The organism is Arthrobacter sp. TmtSoilC51, assembly GCF_055388015.1.
Genome location: NZ_AP035877.1, coordinates 3,646,355 through 3,664,891, shown reverse-complemented (window position 1 = coordinate 3,664,891; position 18,537 = coordinate 3,646,355). Strand labels below are relative to the sequence as shown.

The 18,537-nt window shown below is 60.8% G+C and carries 16 protein-coding genes; 12 read left to right on the top strand and 4 right to left on the bottom strand.

What is annotated here, in order from left to right; all coding sequences use genetic code 11:
- Positions 1-116 precede the first annotated feature (116 nt).
- Positions 117-989: a hypothetical protein gene (locus ACZ5G6_RS16695; protein WP_498686668.1), complete on the top strand. Its 873-nt coding sequence runs from the start codon at positions 117-119 to the stop codon at positions 987-989.
- Between the two features lie 9 nt (positions 990-998).
- A complete protein-coding gene (locus tag ACZ5G6_RS16690; protein ID WP_223933792.1) occupies positions 999-2,084 on the top strand; it encodes a 4-hydroxy-3-methylbut-2-enyl diphosphate reductase in 1,086 nt (361 codons plus the stop codon).
- A 146-nt stretch (positions 2,085-2,230) separates the two neighbouring features.
- On the opposite strand, the gene ACZ5G6_RS16685 is transcribed toward ACZ5G6_RS16690, so the two are convergent.
- Complete coding sequence (locus ACZ5G6_RS16685; protein WP_223933790.1) at positions 2,231-3,460, bottom strand: DNA recombination protein RmuC; 1,230 nt, start codon at positions 3,458-3,460, stop codon at positions 2,231-2,233.
- Between the two features lie 112 nt (positions 3,461-3,572).
- Between ACZ5G6_RS16685 and ychF the strand changes: the two genes are divergently transcribed.
- The 5 genes from ychF (at position 3,573) to ACZ5G6_RS16660 (ending at position 10,378) form a co-directional block, all read left to right on the top strand.
- Positions 3,573-4,658 carry a redox-regulated ATPase YchF gene (gene ychF, locus ACZ5G6_RS16680; RefSeq protein ID WP_223933788.1) on the top strand — a complete coding sequence of 362 codons (1,086 nt, stop codon included), beginning with the start codon at positions 3,573-3,575 and terminating at the stop codon, positions 4,656-4,658.
- A 327-nt stretch (positions 4,659-4,985) separates the two neighbouring features.
- Positions 4,986-6,668, top strand: coding sequence for a peptide ABC transporter substrate-binding protein (locus ACZ5G6_RS16675; RefSeq protein WP_223933787.1), 1,683 nt, complete (start codon positions 4,986-4,988; stop codon positions 6,666-6,668).
- Positions 6,669-6,794: 126 nt separating this feature from the next.
- Positions 6,795-7,724 (top strand): ABC transporter permease, encoded by a 930-nt coding sequence (locus ACZ5G6_RS16670; protein ID WP_216925185.1) that lies wholly within the window; start codon positions 6,795-6,797, stop codon positions 7,722-7,724.
- Positions 7,714-8,658, top strand: a complete 945-nt coding sequence (locus ACZ5G6_RS16665; RefSeq protein WP_223933785.1) for an ABC transporter permease — start codon at positions 7,714-7,716, stop codon at positions 8,656-8,658. Before ACZ5G6_RS16670 ends, ACZ5G6_RS16665 begins: the two co-directional genes overlap by 11 nt.
- A gap of 10 nt (positions 8,659-8,668) precedes the next feature.
- Positions 8,669-10,378: an ABC transporter ATP-binding protein gene (locus tag ACZ5G6_RS16660; protein WP_223933783.1), complete on the top strand. Its 1,710-nt coding sequence runs from the start codon at positions 8,669-8,671 to the stop codon at positions 10,376-10,378.
- Positions 10,379-10,530: 152 nt separating this feature from the next.
- Here ACZ5G6_RS16660 and ACZ5G6_RS16655 read toward each other — a convergent pair whose 3' ends face one another.
- Positions 10,531-11,382: an SGNH/GDSL hydrolase family protein gene (locus ACZ5G6_RS16655; protein ID WP_498686663.1), complete on the bottom strand. Its 852-nt coding sequence runs from the start codon at positions 11,380-11,382 to the stop codon at positions 10,531-10,533.
- A 281-nt stretch (positions 11,383-11,663) separates the two neighbouring features.
- On the opposite strand from ACZ5G6_RS16655, the gene typA reads away from it, so the two are divergent.
- Positions 11,664-13,580: a translational GTPase TypA gene (gene typA, locus ACZ5G6_RS16650; protein WP_223933779.1), complete on the top strand. Its 1,917-nt coding sequence runs from the start codon at positions 11,664-11,666 to the stop codon at positions 13,578-13,580.
- Between the two features lie 33 nt (positions 13,581-13,613).
- Positions 13,614-14,063 carry a hypothetical protein gene (locus tag ACZ5G6_RS16645; protein WP_498686662.1) on the top strand — a complete coding sequence of 150 codons (450 nt, stop codon included), beginning with the start codon at positions 13,614-13,616 and terminating at the stop codon, positions 14,061-14,063.
- On the opposite strand, the gene ACZ5G6_RS16640 is transcribed toward ACZ5G6_RS16645, so the two are convergent.
- Positions 14,011-14,184, bottom strand: a complete 174-nt coding sequence (locus ACZ5G6_RS16640; RefSeq protein ID WP_498691925.1) for a putative acetyltransferase — start codon at positions 14,182-14,184, stop codon at positions 14,011-14,013. The genes ACZ5G6_RS16645 and ACZ5G6_RS16640 overlap by 53 nt on opposite strands.
- Positions 14,185-14,382: 198 nt before the next feature.
- Between ACZ5G6_RS16640 and fdxA the strand changes: the two genes are divergently transcribed.
- The 3 genes from fdxA (at position 14,383) to ACZ5G6_RS16625 (ending at position 17,388) form a co-directional block, all read left to right on the top strand.
- A complete protein-coding gene (gene fdxA / locus ACZ5G6_RS16635) occupies positions 14,383-14,709 on the top strand; it encodes a ferredoxin (protein WP_018776555.1) in 327 nt (108 codons plus the stop codon).
- A gap of 14 nt (positions 14,710-14,723) precedes the next feature.
- Entirely contained in the window at positions 14,724-15,872 is a 1,149-nt protein-coding gene (gene dapC, locus ACZ5G6_RS16630) for a succinyldiaminopimelate transaminase (protein ID WP_498686660.1), read from the top strand.
- A gap of 232 nt (positions 15,873-16,104) precedes the next feature.
- The gene (locus tag ACZ5G6_RS16625) at positions 16,105-17,388 is read left to right on the top strand and encodes a citrate synthase (RefSeq protein ID WP_223933774.1); all 1,284 of its coding nucleotides are present in this window, start codon (positions 16,105-16,107) and stop codon (positions 17,386-17,388) included.
- 82 nt (positions 17,389-17,470) lie between these two features.
- Here the strand turns inward: ACZ5G6_RS16625 and galE are convergent, their stop codons facing one another.
- Positions 17,471-18,511, bottom strand: a complete 1,041-nt coding sequence (galE, locus tag ACZ5G6_RS16620) for a UDP-glucose 4-epimerase GalE (RefSeq protein ID WP_498686656.1) — start codon at positions 18,509-18,511, stop codon at positions 17,471-17,473.
- Positions 18,512-18,537: the final 26 nt, after the last annotated feature.

Here is an 18,537-nt window from a genome sequence, read left to right as displayed (position 1 = left end):
TCTTTGGGCCGGCCTTCCAACTCTATCCATAGCTTTAGCACTGGACCCGGACATTTTTCCTATCCTGTGGACAGACCTAGGATGGTGGCACTGGCCCCTTACCCCGAGGATGACTTTTGCGCAGTTTCATTTCCGCGGTGGCAGTGGTCCTTGCCTTGTTGCTCACGGCCGCCGCAGTTCCGGCTGCTTGGGCGGACGTCAACGTGGTCAAAGAGGACGGTTTCGTCCAGATGGCTGGCGCGTTGGGCAAAGATCCAGAGTTCCAAAGCCGCCTTGCTACAGCCGCAGTGGGGAACTTTGAGTCCTCCGTAGATCTTCCGGAGCCGCTCAAGTCGGTGGCTGCGGATGTCCTCAGAGGAGCTGCTTCCGGAATGCAGTCATGGCCCGAATACCCCAAAGCATGGGAGGAAACGGCCCGGAACAGTCATAGGTTGAACTTCGGAGGCGGTAAGCAGTCGGAGGAGACGGTATCGCATACAGCCCTGCTCCTGGACATCGGCCCCCTTGTCAGGCTCATCCGCGACCATTTGTCCTCAGCCAGCGGGCTACAGATTGAGGTCCCGGCGGAAAGCCTCGTGACCATGGGCGAGCCCTCGCAGAAGCTGCTCGTGGAACGGGTGGCGGCCTTCGCGCCGCTTTGGTGGCTCGCCGCCCTGGGTGCAATGGTGTCGGTGCTGTTGGCCGTCGCTGCAGCGCGTCGCCGCTCGATAGTATTTGTCTTCCTCGGACTCGGCGGTTTGGTGCTGGCTGCGCTGTGGTCGGCGATGGTTGACTGGGCTGGCGGACTGATGGGAAGCCTCTCCAGCGCCAATGGTGTTGCAGAGCTGTTCAAGCAGGAGTTCTTTTCGGCAGCCCGGACAGGCTTTGGTGATTGGATTGGTATCGCTGCTGTGGTGTCCGGTGGGTACCTGGCATTGGGTGTCATCGCTTGGATCCTGTCCGCGAGACGGCGGTCACCTTCTGCCAGCGACCAGGTGCCGGGCCGGTAGCATGGAGGGATGACCAGCACAGCAGTTTCCATTCCGATGCCCACGGTGCCCCGCAGACGGCGATCACCGGAAGAGGTTCAGGCGGCGGCCCCGGTTACTGGACCCAAGAAGGTTCTGCTGGCGGCTCCGCGTGGCTATTGTGCCGGCGTGGACAGGGCCGTCATTGCTGTCGAGAAAGCCTTGGAACATTACGGACCGCCCGTCTACGTCCGCAAGCAGATCGTCCACAACGTCCATGTCGTAAGCTCCCTCGAAGAGCAAGGCGCCATTTTCGTAGAAGAAACTGATGAGGTTCCTGAAGGCGCCTTGGTGATCTTCTCGGCCCACGGCGTTTCCCCTGCCGTAGTCCAGTCCGCCGAAGACCGCGGTCTTCGCACCATTGACGCTACCTGCCCGCTTGTCACCAAGGTCCACCGTGAAGCGGTGCGCTTCGCCAAGGAGGACTACGACATCCTGCTCATTGGCCACGAGGGCCATGAGGAAGTCGAAGGAACAGCCGGCGAGGCCCCGGAACACATTCAGATCATCAACGGCCCGCACGAGGTAGACAAAGTCACCGTGCGGAACCCGGAGAAGACCATCTGGCTCTCCCAGACCACGCTGAGCGTGGACGAGACCATGGAGACCGTCCGCCTGCTCAAGGACCGGTTCCCCACGTTGCAGGATCCGCCCAGCGACGATATCTGCTATGCCACCACCAACCGGCAGGTGGCCATTAAGAAAATCGCTCCGCAGGCTGACCTGGTCATTGTGGTGGGTTCGGCCAACTCGTCCAACTCGGTGCGCCTGGTTGAAGTGGCTCTCGAGTATGGGGCACGCACCTCGTACCGCGTGGACTTCGCGAATGAGGTGGATGAAAGTTGGTTCGAGGGCGTGGCAACAGTTGGTGTCACCTCCGGAGCTTCCGTCCCCGAAGTACTCGTCCAGGACGTTCTCCGGCTTTTGGCGGACTACGGCTATGGCGAAGTCCAGGAAGTTGTCACGGCCGAGGAAGACCTTCTCTTCTCTTTGCCGAAGGAACTACGGGCAACCCTGAAGAAGGCTGGCGACGTGACCCGGGCCCTCGGTGGCCGTGGGAACCGGCCTGCGTCCTAGACGTACTTGTCCTAGATGTGTTTAGCAGGCCCGCTGTGGCAGCCACCCGTTTGGGAAGCTCTCACAGCGGGCCTGTCCTGTTAAGGCGCAGATCCCTACGGCCGTAGGGATGTCTTAGGCCGTGGTCGTCTCCTAAGCCGCATCTCTTAAGCTGCAGACTCCTCGGAGTCCACTGCGAGCAGCTCGGGCGCGGCCAGAGCCCGGGGGACTGCTTCGACGGACATGGGCGTGGCCAGTCCGGCGTCGTCCATGGTGTTAAGTTTGCGGGCGGTGGGGAGTACCCGTGCCTCCAGCGTGCCGACCATCGCGTTATAGCGATCCACTGATGTCTTCAAGGAGCTTCCGAGCTTCCCGACATTCTCGCCCAGCGTGCCCATGCGTTCGTAAAGCTGTTTGGCCAGTTCGAAGAGTTCGTGTGCGCTGTCCGTCAAGACATCCTGCCGCCATGTGAAGGCCACCGACTTGAGTACGGCCAGCAGTGTTCCCGGCGAGGCCAGGACGACGTTGCGGGAAAGGGCATGCTCCAGCAACGCCGGATCGGCTTCAAGGGCTGAGGCCAAAATCGACTCCGCGGGAAGGAAACAGATAACGAGCTCCGGGGAGTTGCCGGGAATGTCCCAGTACTTCTTGGCCGCCAGGGCATCGATGTGGGCTTTGAGTGCCTTGGCATGCTGTGCCAGGAGGGTCTTGGAATCATGGTTGGCCGTTGACATGACCGTTTCACCCATCGAGCCTTCACCGTGCAGCTGTTCCTGCGCCGCCAAATATGAAGCCAGGGGGACCTTGGCATCCACTACGAGTTGCTTGCCGCCCGGTAATTGCACCACAAGGTCCGGACGCAGCGTGTTCTCGTTCCGGCCTGAGTGCACTTGCTCATGGAAATCCACGTGGCGGAGCATTCCGGAGGCTTCGACAACCCTGCGCAACTGAACCTCGCCCCATTGGCCGCGGGCGCTGTTGGACCGTAGTGCCGAAGCAAGGGCATGCGTGGACCGCAGAAGCTGTTCGTCGGACAGCTTGGCGTCCTGAAGTTGCTGGGCAAGTTGACCATATTGCTCGACCCGGTCGCGTTCAAGGAGCGAGACCTGCTGCTGTACGGCAGTGAGCTTTTCGGCCACGGGACCCAAGGCGCGCAGCACGCTGCCGTCTGAGGTCCTTGATTCACTCAGCTCACGGTTCTGTGCGAACAGAAGCCGGCGTTCGGCGTCGGCGGCTGCGAGCTGGGCGGTCACCTCCGAAAGGCGCGACGAAACGGCGTCGAAGTCCTGTTCCAAGCCGGCCGCCCGGCGTCGGAAGACTACATATGCCGTACTGAGTCCCACTGCCGCTCCGATCAGCAGCATGAGCAAAGCCAAAACCAATCCAAATCCATCCATGTGGCAACCCTGTCACAGGGGTACGACAGTTTTAGCCGACAGGGCCGTTGACGGCGTACTCTTGCGGTGCGAACAAGCGTGGGCATGGTTGCAACGGGTAGAATAAATGCTCGTGGCTCTTACTATTGGCATCGTCGGACTGCCCAACGTCGGCAAATCAACTCTTTTCAACGCACTGACCCGCAATCAGGTGCTTGCTGCGAACTATCCGTTCGCAACGATCGAACCGAACGTCGGTGTCGTTAACCTGCCGGATCCCCGGCTGGCCAAGCTGGCGGAGATCTTTGGTTCCCAGAAGCTGCTTCCCGCTCCTGTGTCCTTTGTGGACATCGCCGGCATCGTGAAGGGCGCCTCCGAGGGCGAAGGCCTGGGCAACAAGTTCCTGGCCAACATCCGCGAGGCACAGGCCATCGCTCAGGTCGTCCGCGTATTTGATGACCCCGACGTTATCCACGTCGACGGCAAGGTTGATCCGCGCTCCGACATGGAGACCATCAACACCGAGCTGATCCTGGCAGACCTTCAGACCATCGAAAACGCGATCCCTCGCATCGAAAAAGAAGTCAAGATCAAGAAGCGCGAAGCAGCCGAGCTCGTTGCCATCAAGGCGGCCCAGGCAGTTCTGGAACGCGGCGACACGATTTTCAGCTCGATCAAGAGCGACAAACTGGAGATGGAGCACCTCAAGGAGCTCGGACTTCTCACCGCGAAGCCCTTTATCTACGTCTTCAACGCCGATGAAGGCATTCTTGGCGATCCGGCAAAGCAGGAAGAATTGCGCGCCCTGGTTGCTCCTGCTGACGCAGTATTCCTGGACGCAAAGCTCGAATCCGACCTCGTGGAACTGGACGAGGAAGAAGCCCGCGAGATGCTGGAAATGAACGGCCAGAGCGAGTCCGGCCTGGACCAGCTGGCCCGCGTTGGATTCCACACCCTTGGCCTGCAGACCTACCTCACCGCCGGTCCCAAGGAAACCCGGGCCTGGACCATTCGCCAGGGCGACACCGCGCCCCAAGCCGCTGGCGTGATCCACTCTGACTTCCAGCGTGGCTTCATCAAGGCCGAGGTTGTCTCCTTCGATGACCTGATCGACGCCGGTTCCATGGCTGAGGCAAAGTCCCGAGGCAAGGTCCGCATCGAAGGCAAAGAGTACGTCATGGCCGACGGCGATGTGGTGGAGTTCCGGTTTAACGTCTAAAACCAGGACGCTGCCCGGCTAGCGAGATTCTCAAGGGCCCCGGTTCAGAACATGAACCGGGGCTCTTTTTTTGCGCCTAAAACGGCTTGTCCTGCTGTCAGACAGCGAATATTACCACCGAGTAGCTTTTGACTTGAAATTCCCGCCAGTTTAGGCATCTGGAGGTTGCGGAACGGTTACAGTTTGGCCAGCGAGTCCCAACATCTGGACACAATGTGGGTAGGCTTACACACACATGTAGGCAACGTCACAGTAGGAAAGCTGTGTCCGCGCCTGGGGGTCATCACAAATTACCCCTGATCAACTCCACGACTCATAGGAGGCGGAATGCGTTTCTCGCGCACTTCCAAAGCTCTAGGCGTAGCGGCAATAATCGCCCTCGCAGTGACCGGTTGCGGCGGTGGCTCCGGCAGCAACACGAACAGCTCTGCCGCAGCCGACCCCAACAAGGTCATCACCGCATACAGCAACGAACCGCAGCACCCGCTGCTTCCCGCAAACACCAACGAGGTGTACGGCGGCCGCGTTGTCGAGCTGCTGTTCGAAGGCCTCCGCGCCTACGATGCCAGCGGCAAGCCGGTCAACGCGCTGGCCGAATCCATTGACACCACGGACTCGCAGAACTGGACCATCAAAGTTAAGTCCGGTGCCAAGTTCACGAATGGCGAGGAAATCACAGCCAAGACGTTCGTTGACTCCTGGAACTTTGCAGCGCTGAGCACCAACCTCCAGAACAACGGCTTCTTCTTCGAGTCCATCGAAGGCTATGCCGATGTCAGCGCCGTGAATGAAACCACCGGGGCCGACGGCAAGAAGACCTCCACTCCAGCACCGAAGGCTCAGACGATGTCCGGTCTGGCAGCCAAAGACGACCAGACTATTACGGTGAAGCTGTCCCAGCCTGAGGCTGACTGGTCACTGCGTCTGGGCTACTCCGCCTTCTACCCGCTGCCCTCCGCTGCTCTCAAAGACCCGAAGACTTTCGGTGAAAACCCGGTTGGCAACGGCCCCTACAAGTTCGCCAAGGATGGTTCCTGGGTACACGACCAGTCAATCTCGCTGGTCAAGAACCCTGACTACAACGGTCCGCGAGCTGCCAAGAACGGTGGCGTGACCTTCAAGTTCTACACGGACCCGGGTCCCGCTTACACGGATCTCCAGGCGGACAACCTTGACGTCACCGACGTCCTGCCATCGAACGCACTGAAGACGTACACCACGGACTTTCAGGATCGTAACTCCACCAAGCCGGTTGCCAACAACTCCACCCTGAACATTCCGGGTTACAACCCGAACTTCCAGGGCGAAGCAGGCAAGCTGCGCCGCCAGGCGCTGTCCCACGCCATCAACCGTGAGGAGATCACCAAGGTCATCTTCAACGGCACCCGCACCCCTGCCACTGAATTCACGGCACCCGTGCTGGATGGCTACAGCGACAAGATCCCGGGCAACGATGTTCTGAAGTTCGATGTCCAGAAGGCTAAAGACCTTTGGGCGCAGGCTGAAAAGATCCAGCCATACGATGCTTCCAAGCCGCTCCAGATTGCTTCCAACACCGATGGTGGCAACAAGGAATGGATCGACGCCGTGGCCAACGGCTTCAAGAACAACCTCGGAATCCAAGCCGAAATCCAGCCGTTCGCGAAGTTCGCTGAAGTCCTGGACCTGCGCAAGTCCCAGTCACTCCCGGGCCTGACCCGCTCTGGCTGGCAGGGTGACTACCCGTCGCTCTATAACTTCCTTGGACCGGTGTGGGCAACCAACGCATCGTCGAACTACGAGAAGTACTCGAACCCGGAGTTCGACAAACTGCTCAAGGAAGGCCTTGCGGCCAAGACGCCTCAAGACGCCAATACCAAGTTCAACAAGGCACAGGAAATCCTGTTCCAGGATCTCCCCGGCCTGCCCCTGTGGTACCTGAACCGTCCGATTGTGTGGAGCAACAACGTTGTGAAGGCCGAGACCGGCTGGAACGGCGGAATCCTCTACTACAACATCGAGGCCAAGTAGTCCTCAGGATCTGAACTTGCCGTGAGGCATGGGGGCCCGGCCATCGTGCCGGGCCCCCAATTGCTTGCTTCGGCAGGAAGGCAAACATGACACACCTACAACCGTCCATAGAGAGCGGGGTGAACCGTGGTCCGCTACATTCTGCGTAGGCTCCTCCAGGTGATTCCCGTCTTCCTGGGAACCACACTCCTTGTCTACTACATGGTGTTCGCCCTTCCCGGTGACCCCATCGCAGCGCTCTTCGGCGATCGCCAACCTCCTCAGAGCGTCATCGACGCACTGAGGAACCAGTACAACCTTGACCAGCCGTTCTGGGTGCAGTACGGGATCTTCCTGAAGAACCTGTTCACCTTCAACCTCGGCGTTGACTTTACGCAACAACCCATTGCAGCTTCGCTTGCAAGGGCATTCCCGGTGACCGCGATGCTCGCTGTTGAAGCACTTATTATCCAGGCCGTCTTCGGCATCGCGTTCGGCGTTTTCGCCGGTCTGCGCAAGGGTAAGCTCTTTGACTCCACCGTCCTGGTCGCCTCACTGGTGGTCATTGCTGTTCCCACGTTCGTCCTCGGCTTTGTCTTCCAGCTCGTGTTCGGTGTCCAGCTTGGCTGGGCAAAACCGACCGTTGGGGCCAACGCCGACTGGGGCAACCTGATCCTGCCCGCAGTGGTCCTGGGCCTGGTCTCGTTCGCGTACGTGCTGCGCCTGACCCGTGCATCAGTCAGCGAAAACATGAACGCCGACTATGTGCGGACTGCAACGGCCAAGGGACTTTCCCGCCCGCGCGTCGTGATGGCGCACATTCTGAGGAACTCGCTGATTCCAGTGGTGACCTATCTCGGTGCGAACCTCGGTGGCCTCATGGGCGGTGCAATTGTCACCGAAGGTATCTTCAACGTCCCGGGAGTTGGCAACAAGCTTTTCCAAGCCATTCAGCGCAGCGAAGGCCCCACCATCGTTGTGATCGTCAGTGTCCTTGTTCTTGTCTTTGTTGTCACCAATCTCCTGGTTGACCTCCTGTACGCCTGGCTTGACCCGAGGATCCGCTATGACCAGTAACACCGAACACTTCGTCGCCCCAATCGATGAGACTCCGCTGCAGGCCACGGACACCGTCAAGCTTGAACAGGCGCCCCTCAGCCTTTGGGCCGATGCCTGGCGCAAGCTGCGCCGGCGCCCGCTGTTCATTATCTCTGCGCTGCTGATCCTTCTGTTGACGACCGTCGCACTTTTCCCGGGCCTGTTTACGAGCGTTGCGCCCGACAACGACTGTCAGTTGGCCAACTCGGAGGCAGGACCCACTTCCGGACACCCGCTCGGTTTCACGCTGCAAGGCTGTGACGTCTATTCGCGTGTCATCCATGGCACGCAAGCTTCACTGTCCGTGGGTGTCCTGTCTGTGCTCTGCGTGATCGTCATCGGTGTGACCCTGGGTGCACTGGCCGGATACTACGGCGGCTGGCTCGATGCTGTACTGGCCCGTTTGGGTGACATCTTTTTCGCCCTCCCCATCATCTTGGGCGCCCTCGTCATCACGCAGCTGCCGTTCTTCCGGGAAAACAGGGGCGTCTGGACCGTCGTCATCACCATATCCATGCTGGCGTGGCCCCAGATGGCACGAATCACCAGAGGGGCCGTCATCGAGGTACGCAACGCGGACTTCGTTACGGCGGCCCGGTCTCTCGGTGTTTCCAAATTCGGGGCGCTGGTCAAGCACGCCTTGCCAAATGCCCTGGCTCCGGTAATTGTTCTGGCCACGCTGGAACTTGGCGTATTCATCGTCCTGGAAGCGACATTGTCCTTCCTTGGCGTCGGGCTGCCTACCAGCGTGATGTCGTGGGGTAACGACATTTCAGCGGCCAATGCCTCTATTCGAACCAACCCCGGAATCCTGCTCTATCCGGCAGCCGCCCTGTCCATCACCGTCCTGAGCTTCATCATGCTTGGCGACGCCGTTCGCGATGCTCTTGATCCCAAGAGCCGTCAGCGCTAAGGAGGCGAACATGGCTTCTGCCAACGTAAGAATCAATGAAGTCACGGCACAGGTACGGCCAATCCTGGAAATCAAGGATCTGGCCATCACCTTCAAGACTGGCTCGGGTGAAGTGAAGGCCGTCAAAAACGCCCACTTAACCATCATGCCCGGCGAAACCGTCGCGATTGTCGGGGAGTCCGGTTCAGGAAAGTCGACGACGGCCCTGGCTGCCATCGGCTTGTTGCCGAACAATGGACGCGTCTCGGGTGGGCAGATTCTGCTGGATGGCGAGGATATCTCCCATGCACCTGAAAGGCGCATGATTGAGCTCCGCGGTAGCCACATCGGTATGGTTCCCCAGGACCCAATGTCCAACCTCAATCCCGTATGGAAGATCGGTTACCAGGTTCGCGAGACCCTCAAGGCCAACGGTCGTCCGGACGGACCCGAAGACGTCGCCCGCGTTTTGGCGGAGGCGGGTCTTCCGGATGCTGCGCGGCGAGCCAAGCAGTATCCGCACGAGTTCTCCGGCGGTATGCGGCAGCGGGCTCTTATCGCTATCGGTCTGAGTTGCCAGCCCAAGCTCTTGATTGCGGATGAGCCTACCTCGGCATTGGACGTCACCGTCCAGCGCAAAATCCTGGATCACTTGGACAAAATGACTACAGAGCTCGGTACATCGGTGCTGCTCATCACGCACGACCTCGGCCTTGCTGCCGAGCGCGCGGACAAAGTAGTCGTGATGTACCAGGGCAACGTTGTGGAGGCGGGTCCTTCACTGGAACTGCTGCAAAACCCGCAGCACCCCTACACGAAGCGCCTCGTGGAATCGGCGCCCTCGCTCGCCTCCCGCCGCATTCAGGTAGCGAAGGAGCTGGGCGTGGAGGCCAGCGACCTCTTGGCGCCTGTCGCGGCAATTAAGAAGCATGCAACGGACGAGGTCCTCCAGATCCGGAACCTGCGCAAGATCTACAAGCTCCGGCAGGGCCTGGGCAAGACCTCGGACTTCGCTGCTGTGGACGACATCAGCTTCAGCGTCAAACGCGGAACCACCACGGCGATCGTGGGGGAGTCGGGTTCAGGTAAATCCACCGTGGCCAAGATGGTCCTTCAACTTGAGAAGCCCACCGAGGGCCAGATTGTGTTCGACGGCGTCGACACGGCTGGACTCAAAGGTAAGGACCTCTTCAAGTTCCGGCGCCGCGTCCAGCCGATTTTCCAGGATCCCTACGGCTCCCTGGACCCGATGTACAACATCTTCCGAACCATCGAAGAGCCTCTGCGGGTACACAAGATCGGAAATGCGGCTAGCCGCGAGAAGAAGGTTCGCGAGCTGTTGGACCAAGTGGCTTTGCCGCAGTCCATGATGCAGAGGTATCCGAATGAGCTCTCTGGTGGGCAGCGCCAGCGTATTGCCATTGCCCGTGCGTTGGCCCTGGACCCCGAAGTGATCATCTGTGATGAGGCCGTTTCGGCCTTGGACGTCCTGGTCCAGGCCCAGGTGCTGAACCTTCTGGCGGATCTCCAGGACAACCTCGGCTTGACGTATTTGTTCATCACCCACGACCTCGCCGTCGTGCGCCAGATCGCTGACCACGTCTGCGTCATGGAAAAGGGCCAGCTCGTGGAAACGGGCAGCACGGACGATGTCTTCGACAACCCGCGCGAGGCCTACACGCAGGCCCTGTTGGATGCCATTCCTGGCGGTTCGCTGCTGCTGCCGCCCGCGGTGGCCTGATCGGCGTCGTCTCTCTGCTGACGAGACACCGTAAGAGCCGGTGGTTCCCACATGTGGGAACCACCGGCTCTTGCCGTTAAGCACTCGTTGTTAGGGCTGCTCTGCGTGCCAAATCACCCATAAAGGGCGCAAAGCAGGCCCCGCAACGGTCGTTATTGGGGTGAAACAGACGAATCCTTGTCCGGGCGGGCTGTGAGGCCAAGTGCGGTCAACTCCCGCGCCAGAACGCTGCCCAGCTTCGCGTGTCCGGAGGGCTTCATATGGACGCCGTCCTGTAGGTCGGCAACGGCATCGTAACGGGTCAACCAATCGCCCGTGCTGACAAATGGAATGGCGTGCTTGGCGGCGATGCGGCCCAAAAGTGCGTCCACCTCTGAACGGCGGCCACCACCGTTGTCGGCTCCGCGGGCCAACGTTCCGATCATTGCGAGCCCGGCGCCGGGATAGCGTTTCTTGAGCGCGGCGAGGAGGCGGTCGGCGTTACTGGTGATTTGGGCGTCTGTGGCCTTTTGGGTGGCGTCATTGCCGCCACCCTGGACCACGATCAGCGGCGGATCACCGTAGGGGAGCAGCCAGTCCCCCCGCTGCAGGGCGTCGATATAATTCCCTGTCTTGCCGTTGGAGGCCACAAAGCCCGTGCCACCCATGCCGACCACGTGCAATTTGTACCCAAGCGCCGAGATTCCCCTTTGCGGCCATGAGTCTTTTGGCATGGCCTGGGAGTCGCCAATCAACACGGCCGTGTGGCGCACATCGGCAAGGACCACTTCGTCGCGGCCGTTCGCGGGATTCCTGTAAAGCGAGCCCACTGGCAGGTCCAGGGCGCTCGGAGCGGGTGCCACCCGTAGGGGTTTGTCTGCCGCTGACGTCTCCGCAGGCACGGGCGCGGCTGAGCGCGAGGGGGCGGATTGTGGGGTTGCTTGGTTTGGTCCGCAGCCGACCACCAGAACGCCAACGGCGATCAAGGGTGCGAGCAGGCGGAACGCGGCCGAGGCTTTGCGCATCGTTGGTCTCCGTATGGCACTGGTTCTGCAGCAATCATGGGGCACAGGGAGCAGAAAATCCAGCATCTGGACTGCCGGTTACTAAAGCGTGATGTGCTGTGATCGACGCCACAACCGAGGGTTAAATGGCTTGCTTTTTAGGCTGATAAATGCAACTGCGTTTAGACTTGCTGTAGGTGCCCTGTGTCCCGGGGTCTTTTCGTTGTGTGTTCCGATCACGTGATCAGGTATGCGCGCGGATAAAAACAACTGACTTCACCACTGAAACGAGTCATAAACGCATGTCTGAAACCATCACCAACACTGCGTCGCGGAGCGATCTGCGCAACGTCGCGATCGTCGCACACGTTGACCACGGTAAGACCACCCTGGTCGACGCCATGCTCAAGCAGACCAACTCCTTCGCTTCCCACGGTGAGGTTGAGGACCGCGTCATGGACTCCGGTGACCTGGAGCGCGAAAAGGGCATTACGATCCTCGCCAAAAACACCACGGTTGCCTACAACGGCCCGTCGTCCAACGGCGAAACCATCACCATCAACGTCATCGACACCCCCGGCCACGCCGACTTCGGTGGCGAGGTTGAGCGCGGTCTTTCCATGGTCGACGGCGTTGTCCTGCTGGTCGACTCCTCCGAAGGCCCGCTTCCCCAGACCCGTTTCGTGTTGCGCAAGGCCCTTGCTGCGCACCTTCCGGTGATCCTCCTGGTCAACAAGACGGACCGTCCCGACGCCCGCATCGACGAAGTTGTCCACGAGTCCATGGACCTGCTCCTGGGCCTGGCTTCGGACCTCGCAGACGAAGTTCCGGACCTGGACCTGGACAAGGTCCTTGAGGTTCCGGTTGTCTACGCTGCTGCCAAGGTTGGCCGCGCCTCCCTGGACCAGCCGGACAACGGCTCCGCCCCGGAGAACGAGGACCTTGAGCCGCTTTTCAAGACCATCATCGAGCACATCCCGGCTCCCACATACAACCCGGATGGCGTGCTTCAGGCACACGTGACCAACCTGGACGCCTCGCCGTTCCTTGGCCGCCTCGCCCTGCTCCGGATCTACAACGGCACGCTCCGCAAGGGCCAGACCGTAGCCTGGGCCCGCGCCAACGGTGAACTCAAGAACGTCAAGATCACCGAACTCCTGGCCACCAAGGCACTGACCCGCGTTCCTACCGAGTCGGCCGGTCCGGGTGAGATTGTTGCCGTAGCAGGTATCGAGGAAATCACCATCGGTGAAACCCTTACGGACGCCGAGAACCCGCAGCCGCTGCCGCTGATCACTGTGGATGATCCTGCGATCTCCATGACCATCGGTATCAACACCTCGCCCCTGGCTGGTAAGGTCAAGGGCGCCAAGGTTACTGCCCGCCAGGTGAAGGATCGCCTGGACAAGGAACTGATCGGTAACGTCTCCATCAAGGTTCTGCCCACCGAGCGTCCCGACGCTTGGGAAGTACAGGGCCGTGGCGAGCTCGCCCTGGCGATCCTCGTTGAGCAGATGCGCCGCGAAGGCTTCGAACTGACCGTTGGCAAGCCGCAGGTAGTCACCAAGACCATCGACGGCAAGATCCACGAGCCGATGGAACACATGACCATCGACGTCCCCGAAGAGTACCTCGGTGCCGTGACGCAGCTAATGGCCGCCCGCAAGGGCCGCATGACCAACATGGCCAACCACGGCACAGGCTGGTGCCGCATGGAATTCATCGTTCCGGCCCGTGGCCTGATCGGTTTCCGCACCAAGTTCCTCACCGACACCCGCGGTGCCGGTATCGCGGCCTCCATCTCCGAGGGCTACGAGCCGTGGGCCGGTCCCATCGAATACCGCACCAACGGTTCGATGGTTGCCGACCGCGCGGGCGTCGTCACGCCGTTCGCCATGATCAACCTGCAGGAGCGCGGTTCCTTCTTCGTGAAGCCCACCTCCGAGGTTTACGAAGGCATGATCGTGGGCGAGAACTCACGCGCCGACGACATGGACGTCAACATCACCAAGGAAAAGAAGCTCACCAACATGCGTGCTGCTTCCTCGGACACCTTCGAGAACCTGACGCCGCCGCGCGATCTGACGCTTGAGGAGTCCCTCGAATTCGCCCGTGAAGACGAGTGTGTTGAGGTGACGCCGGAGGACATCCGTATCCGCAAGGTCATCCTCGATTCCAACGAGCGTGCCAAGGCCAACCGCGCCCGCGCCAAGGCATAGTCCCGCCCGGTCGAATCCGGCTGGACCAGCGGCATGAACAAGGGAGTCGTCAGTACGGCCCGTGGCATCGCCACGGCCGTGCCGGCGGCTCTTTTTGTTGCTGCGGCAGGCACGGCATTGCACCGGCAAGCGGTGGTGCTGTCCGGCGTCGACGTCCCCTGGGGCGTCGGGGCAGCGCTCTTGATGCTTGCGTCGGTCCAGTTGTGGCTGGCGGCGTGGTCGGCTTCAGTTATTCCGACGGCGGTAGCTGGCGTAGTGGCATACGCCGGCGTCGGTGCGTTGTCGTCCGGGGGACCCAGCAAACAGTTGTTGCTGGGCGACGCCGTGGGCAACATCTGGGTATTTGGCATTGCAGTGGTCACGTTGATCATGCTTGTGGTAGCCAGTCGGCTACGGATGCGCTGGCGGAGCGCTTTTCAAGTCGCAGCTGCTAACGCTGCCCGCGCCGGGGCGGCGGAGGAGGAACTTCCTTCGCCGCGATGACCAACTCAAGCGGAATTTCGACGTCGGATGCCCGGGTGCGTACGGTGCAGCTGCTTTCCGTGGTGGTCACGAGATACCCCAGCGCGTCTGTCAGACCGTCCTGAATCCTGTAGCGGACCACCACCCGAATGCCCGGTTGGGCTTTGAGCAGGAATTCTCGAGGTGGCAAATACGGGGGAGTCACCGTTTCATACTAAGACGCGAGCTAGGTTGGCGTCATAGCACTGTTGGATAATAGGCTGAGAAGTTGAGTGTCCGGCATGCTGCCGGTCGTATTACCCCGGCCAAGACCGGGACAAACCGTGGAGAGGTCTGGGACGTGACGTACGTAATCGCGCAGCCGTGTGTAGATGTCAAGGACAAGGCATGTATCGAAGAATGCCCTGTTGACTGCATTTACGAAGGTGAGCGTTCCCTCTACATCCACCCCGATGAATGCGTCGACTGTGGTGCCTGCGAACCCGTATGCCCTGTGGAAGCCATCTACTACGAGGATGACACCCCGGAAGAGTGGGCCGACTACTACAAGGCCAACGTCGAATTCTTTGACGACCTCGGTTCGCCGGGTGGCGCTGCGAAGATCGGCAACACCGGCAAGGACCACCCGTTCATTGCCGCGCTGCCCCCGCAGAACCAAGACCACTAAGGGCGGTTGCTTCCTTGATTTCCGCGGCACCGGCCTTTGGCCTTAACCTGCCCGACTACCCGTGGGAGGCAATGGCGCCGTATGTCGCCACAGCCGCCAAGCACCCCGGGGGAGTGGTTAACCTGTCCATTGGGACGCCGGTCGACCCCACTCCCGGACTGATCCGGGACGCGCTGGCTTCGGCGTCGGATGCCCACGGCTACCCAACTGTGCATGGCACCGAAGCCTTGCGGCAGGCTGTCGTGGATTGGTTTGCCGCCCGCCGCGGCGTCATGGGCTTGAATCCTCGGGACGTCATGCCCACAGTTGGTTCCAAGGAATTGGTGGCCTGGTTGCCCTTCCTTCTCGGACTGGGCTCCGGTGATGTGGTGGTACGGCCGACCGTTGCCTACCCCACCTATGACATCGGCGCGATGCTGGCAGGAGCCACAGCCGTAGCGGCGGATAGCTTGGACGAATTGGATGCCGCCACGCGGGCCAGGGTTCGCCTGGTGTGGATCAACTCGCCAGGCAATCCCACGGGCAGCGTCCGGAGCGTCGAATCGCTGCGGGACATCGTCAGCCAGGCACGCGAAGTCGGCGCCGTTGTGGCCTCCGACGAATGTTATGCGGAGCTGGGCTGGGGCGAGTGGGATGTCCAGCGCGGGGGAGAAGCTGTTCCGAGCATCCTGGACCCGCGGGTCTCCGGTGGTTCTACCGATGGCCTGCTCTGTGTCTACTCCCTGAGTAAGCAGTCAAACCTCGCTGGCTATCGCGCCGCGTTTGTTGCTGGTGACTCCGCAATTATGGCCAACCTCGTGAACAGCCGGAAGCACGCAGGGATGATCGTGCCCTATCCTGTGCAGGAGGCGATGCGCGTCGCCTTGGGCGATTCGGGCCACGTAGTTGCCCAGAAGGATCTCTATCGCGGGCGCCGCGAGAGGATCGTTCCGGCCCTTGAGAAGTTCGGATTGCAGATCCATGAGTCCAAGGCCGGCCTTTATCTATGGTCCACGGCCGGTGAAGCTACGTGGGACACGGTGGCCCGTTTTGCTGAGCTTGGGATCGTCGTGGGTCCTGGCGTCTTCTACGGCGATGCCGGCAACGGCTTCGTCCGGGTGGCACTTACCGGCAGCGATGAACGCATTGACGCAGCCGTGGAGAGGTTAAGCGCAAGCTCATAACAATGCTGTGACTTGTGCCACAAGTCGCGTCATTCCGCCAGTAACCGGACGGAACGGATTAGTTCCGGAGGGTTACTGGCGGTAGCTTTTTAACTGACTATCAATGGTGGCCTTCAATAAGAAAGCACTGCGGTCGTTGGAGCCCTGCAACAGTGGGGCCGAAGACGGCGTCACCAGAAGTTGGTTGGACAAGCGTTCTATAGAGGCCCAGAGGCCTCATGAAGGGGACTCCATGACTGAGACCACCAGCGCGACACTGCGCCATGCCGGCGGCGAACTCGAACTGCCGCGCATCCAGGTTGTAGAAGGAAACGAAGGTTATGACGTTTCCAAGCTGCTGAAGCAGACGGGCGCCGTTGCCTATGACCCCGGCTTCATGAACACAGCGGCCACTACCTCGGCCATCACGTACATCGACGGCGACGCAGGCATCCTGCGCTACCGCGGGTACCCGATCGAGCAGCTCGCCCAGCACTCGAGCTTCCTTGAAGTTTCCTACCTGCTGATCTACGGCAACCTCCCTACTCCCACGGAGCTGGAAGAGTTCGATCAGCGCATCCGGCGCCACACGCTCCTGCACGAGGAACTGAAGGGCTTCTTCGGCGGATTCCCGCGCGACGCCCACCCTATGCCGGTGCTTTCCTCGGCGGTTTCGGCGTTGTCCACGTTCTACCAGGACTCGTTGGATCCCTTCAACGCGGAGCACGTGGAAGTTTCCACCATCCGCCTCATGGCCAAGCTGCCGGTTATTGCCGCTTACGCCCACAAGAAGTCCATCGGCCAGCCGATGCTCTACCCGGACAACTCCATGAACCTCGTGGAAAACTTCCTGCGCCTGAGCTTCGGCCTCCCGGCCGAGCAGTACGAGCTGGACCCCGTTGTGGTCAAGGCATTGGACCTGCTGCTGATCCTGCACGCTGACCACGAGCAGAACTGTTCCACCTCCACCGTCCGCTTGGTAGGTTCCTCCAACGCGAACCTCTTTGCCTCGGTGTCTGCTGGCATCAACGCCCTCTTCGGTCCCGCCCACGGTGGCGCCAACGAGGCCGTCCTGAAGATGCTCCGCCAGATCCAGGCCGACGGCATCAAGCCCGAGGACTACATGGAGAAGGTCAAGAACAAGGAAGACGGCGTCCGCCTCATGGGCTTCGGGCACCGCGTCTACAAAAACTACGATCCCCGGGCCAAGATCATCAAGGCAACGGCCCACGAGGTCCTCGGCAAGCTCGGCGGCAACGACGAACTGCTGGACATCGCCATGCGCCTTGAAGAGAAGGCCCTCGCCGACGACTACTTCATCCAGCGCAAGCTGTACCCGAACGTCGACTTCTACACCGGCCTCATCTACAAGGCCATGGGCTTCCCGGAGAAGATGTTCACCGTCCTCTTCGCCATCGGCCGCCTCCCGGGCTGGATTGCCCAGTGGCGCGAAATGATCAACGATCCCCAGACCAAGATCGGCCGCCCGCGGCAGCTCTACACAGGGGAGCCGGAGCGCAACTACCCGGCCAACTAACAACCGGCCAAATATCGACGGCGGCCGCCCACCTCGCGCGAGGTGGCGGCCGCCGTCGTTGGTCGCGTGGCTTCTTTGCCGACTAGGCGTTGCCAGCCGTTGCGGGTTCCGCGGCGTTGTACCCGTAAGGGTTATTCTTCTGCCAGCGCCAGTGGTCCTCGCACATCTGGTCCACAGTCTTCGTGGTGGACCACCCCAGGTCCGCGAGGGCAGACGAGGCGTCGGCCCAGAAAGCGGGAAGATCGCCGGCACGGCGGCCCGTGATCTCGTAGGGCAGTTCATGTCCCACGGCCTTTTCGAAGGACCGCAGTACCTCCAGGACGGAGGAGCCCTTGCCGGAGCCAAGATTCCAACGGCGGACCCCCGCGCGCTCTGCAATGAAGTTCAGCGCGGCCACGTGGCCTTCTGCGAGATCCACCACGTGGATGTAGTCGCGCTGCGCCGTTCCATCGGGAGTGTCATAGTCGCCACCGAAAACCATCAGCTTCTCGCGGCGCCCCACGGCAACCTGGGCGATGAACGGAACGAGGTTGTTGGGGATGCCCTGTGGGTCCTCACCGATGCGGCCGGACGGGTGGGCCCCAACCGGGTTGAAGTAGCGCAGCAGTGCGATATGCCAGCGATCGTCAGCGTTGCCAAGATCCGAGAGGATGTCCTCGATCTGTTCCTTGGTGCGGCCGTAAGGGTTGTTGGCACCGATTTCCATCTTCTCGATGTACGGAATCGGATTGTGCTCGCCATAAACCGTGGCGGAGGAGCTAAAGACGATGGAACGGACGTTGTGCTTGTCCATGGCGCGGAGCAGGTTCAGGGTGCCCACGATGTTGTTGTAGTAGTACGCCAAGGGCTCCTGGACGGATTCGCCCACGGCCTTGAGTCCCGCGAAGTGGATCACGGCGTCGATCTGGTGCTGGTCGAACACCGCCTCGACGGCGGGTTCGTCCACCAGGTCCACCTTGTGGAAGGCTGCTGTCTTGCCAGTGAGCTCGGAAACCCTCCGCAGGGATTCTTCGCTGGAGTTCACGAGGTTATCGAGCACGACGACGTCATGGCCGGCTTCCTGAAGGGACAGAACGGTGTGCGAACCGATATAGCCGGTGCCACCCGTGACAAGAATTTTCATGATGTCTACGCTATCGGAAATCGGAG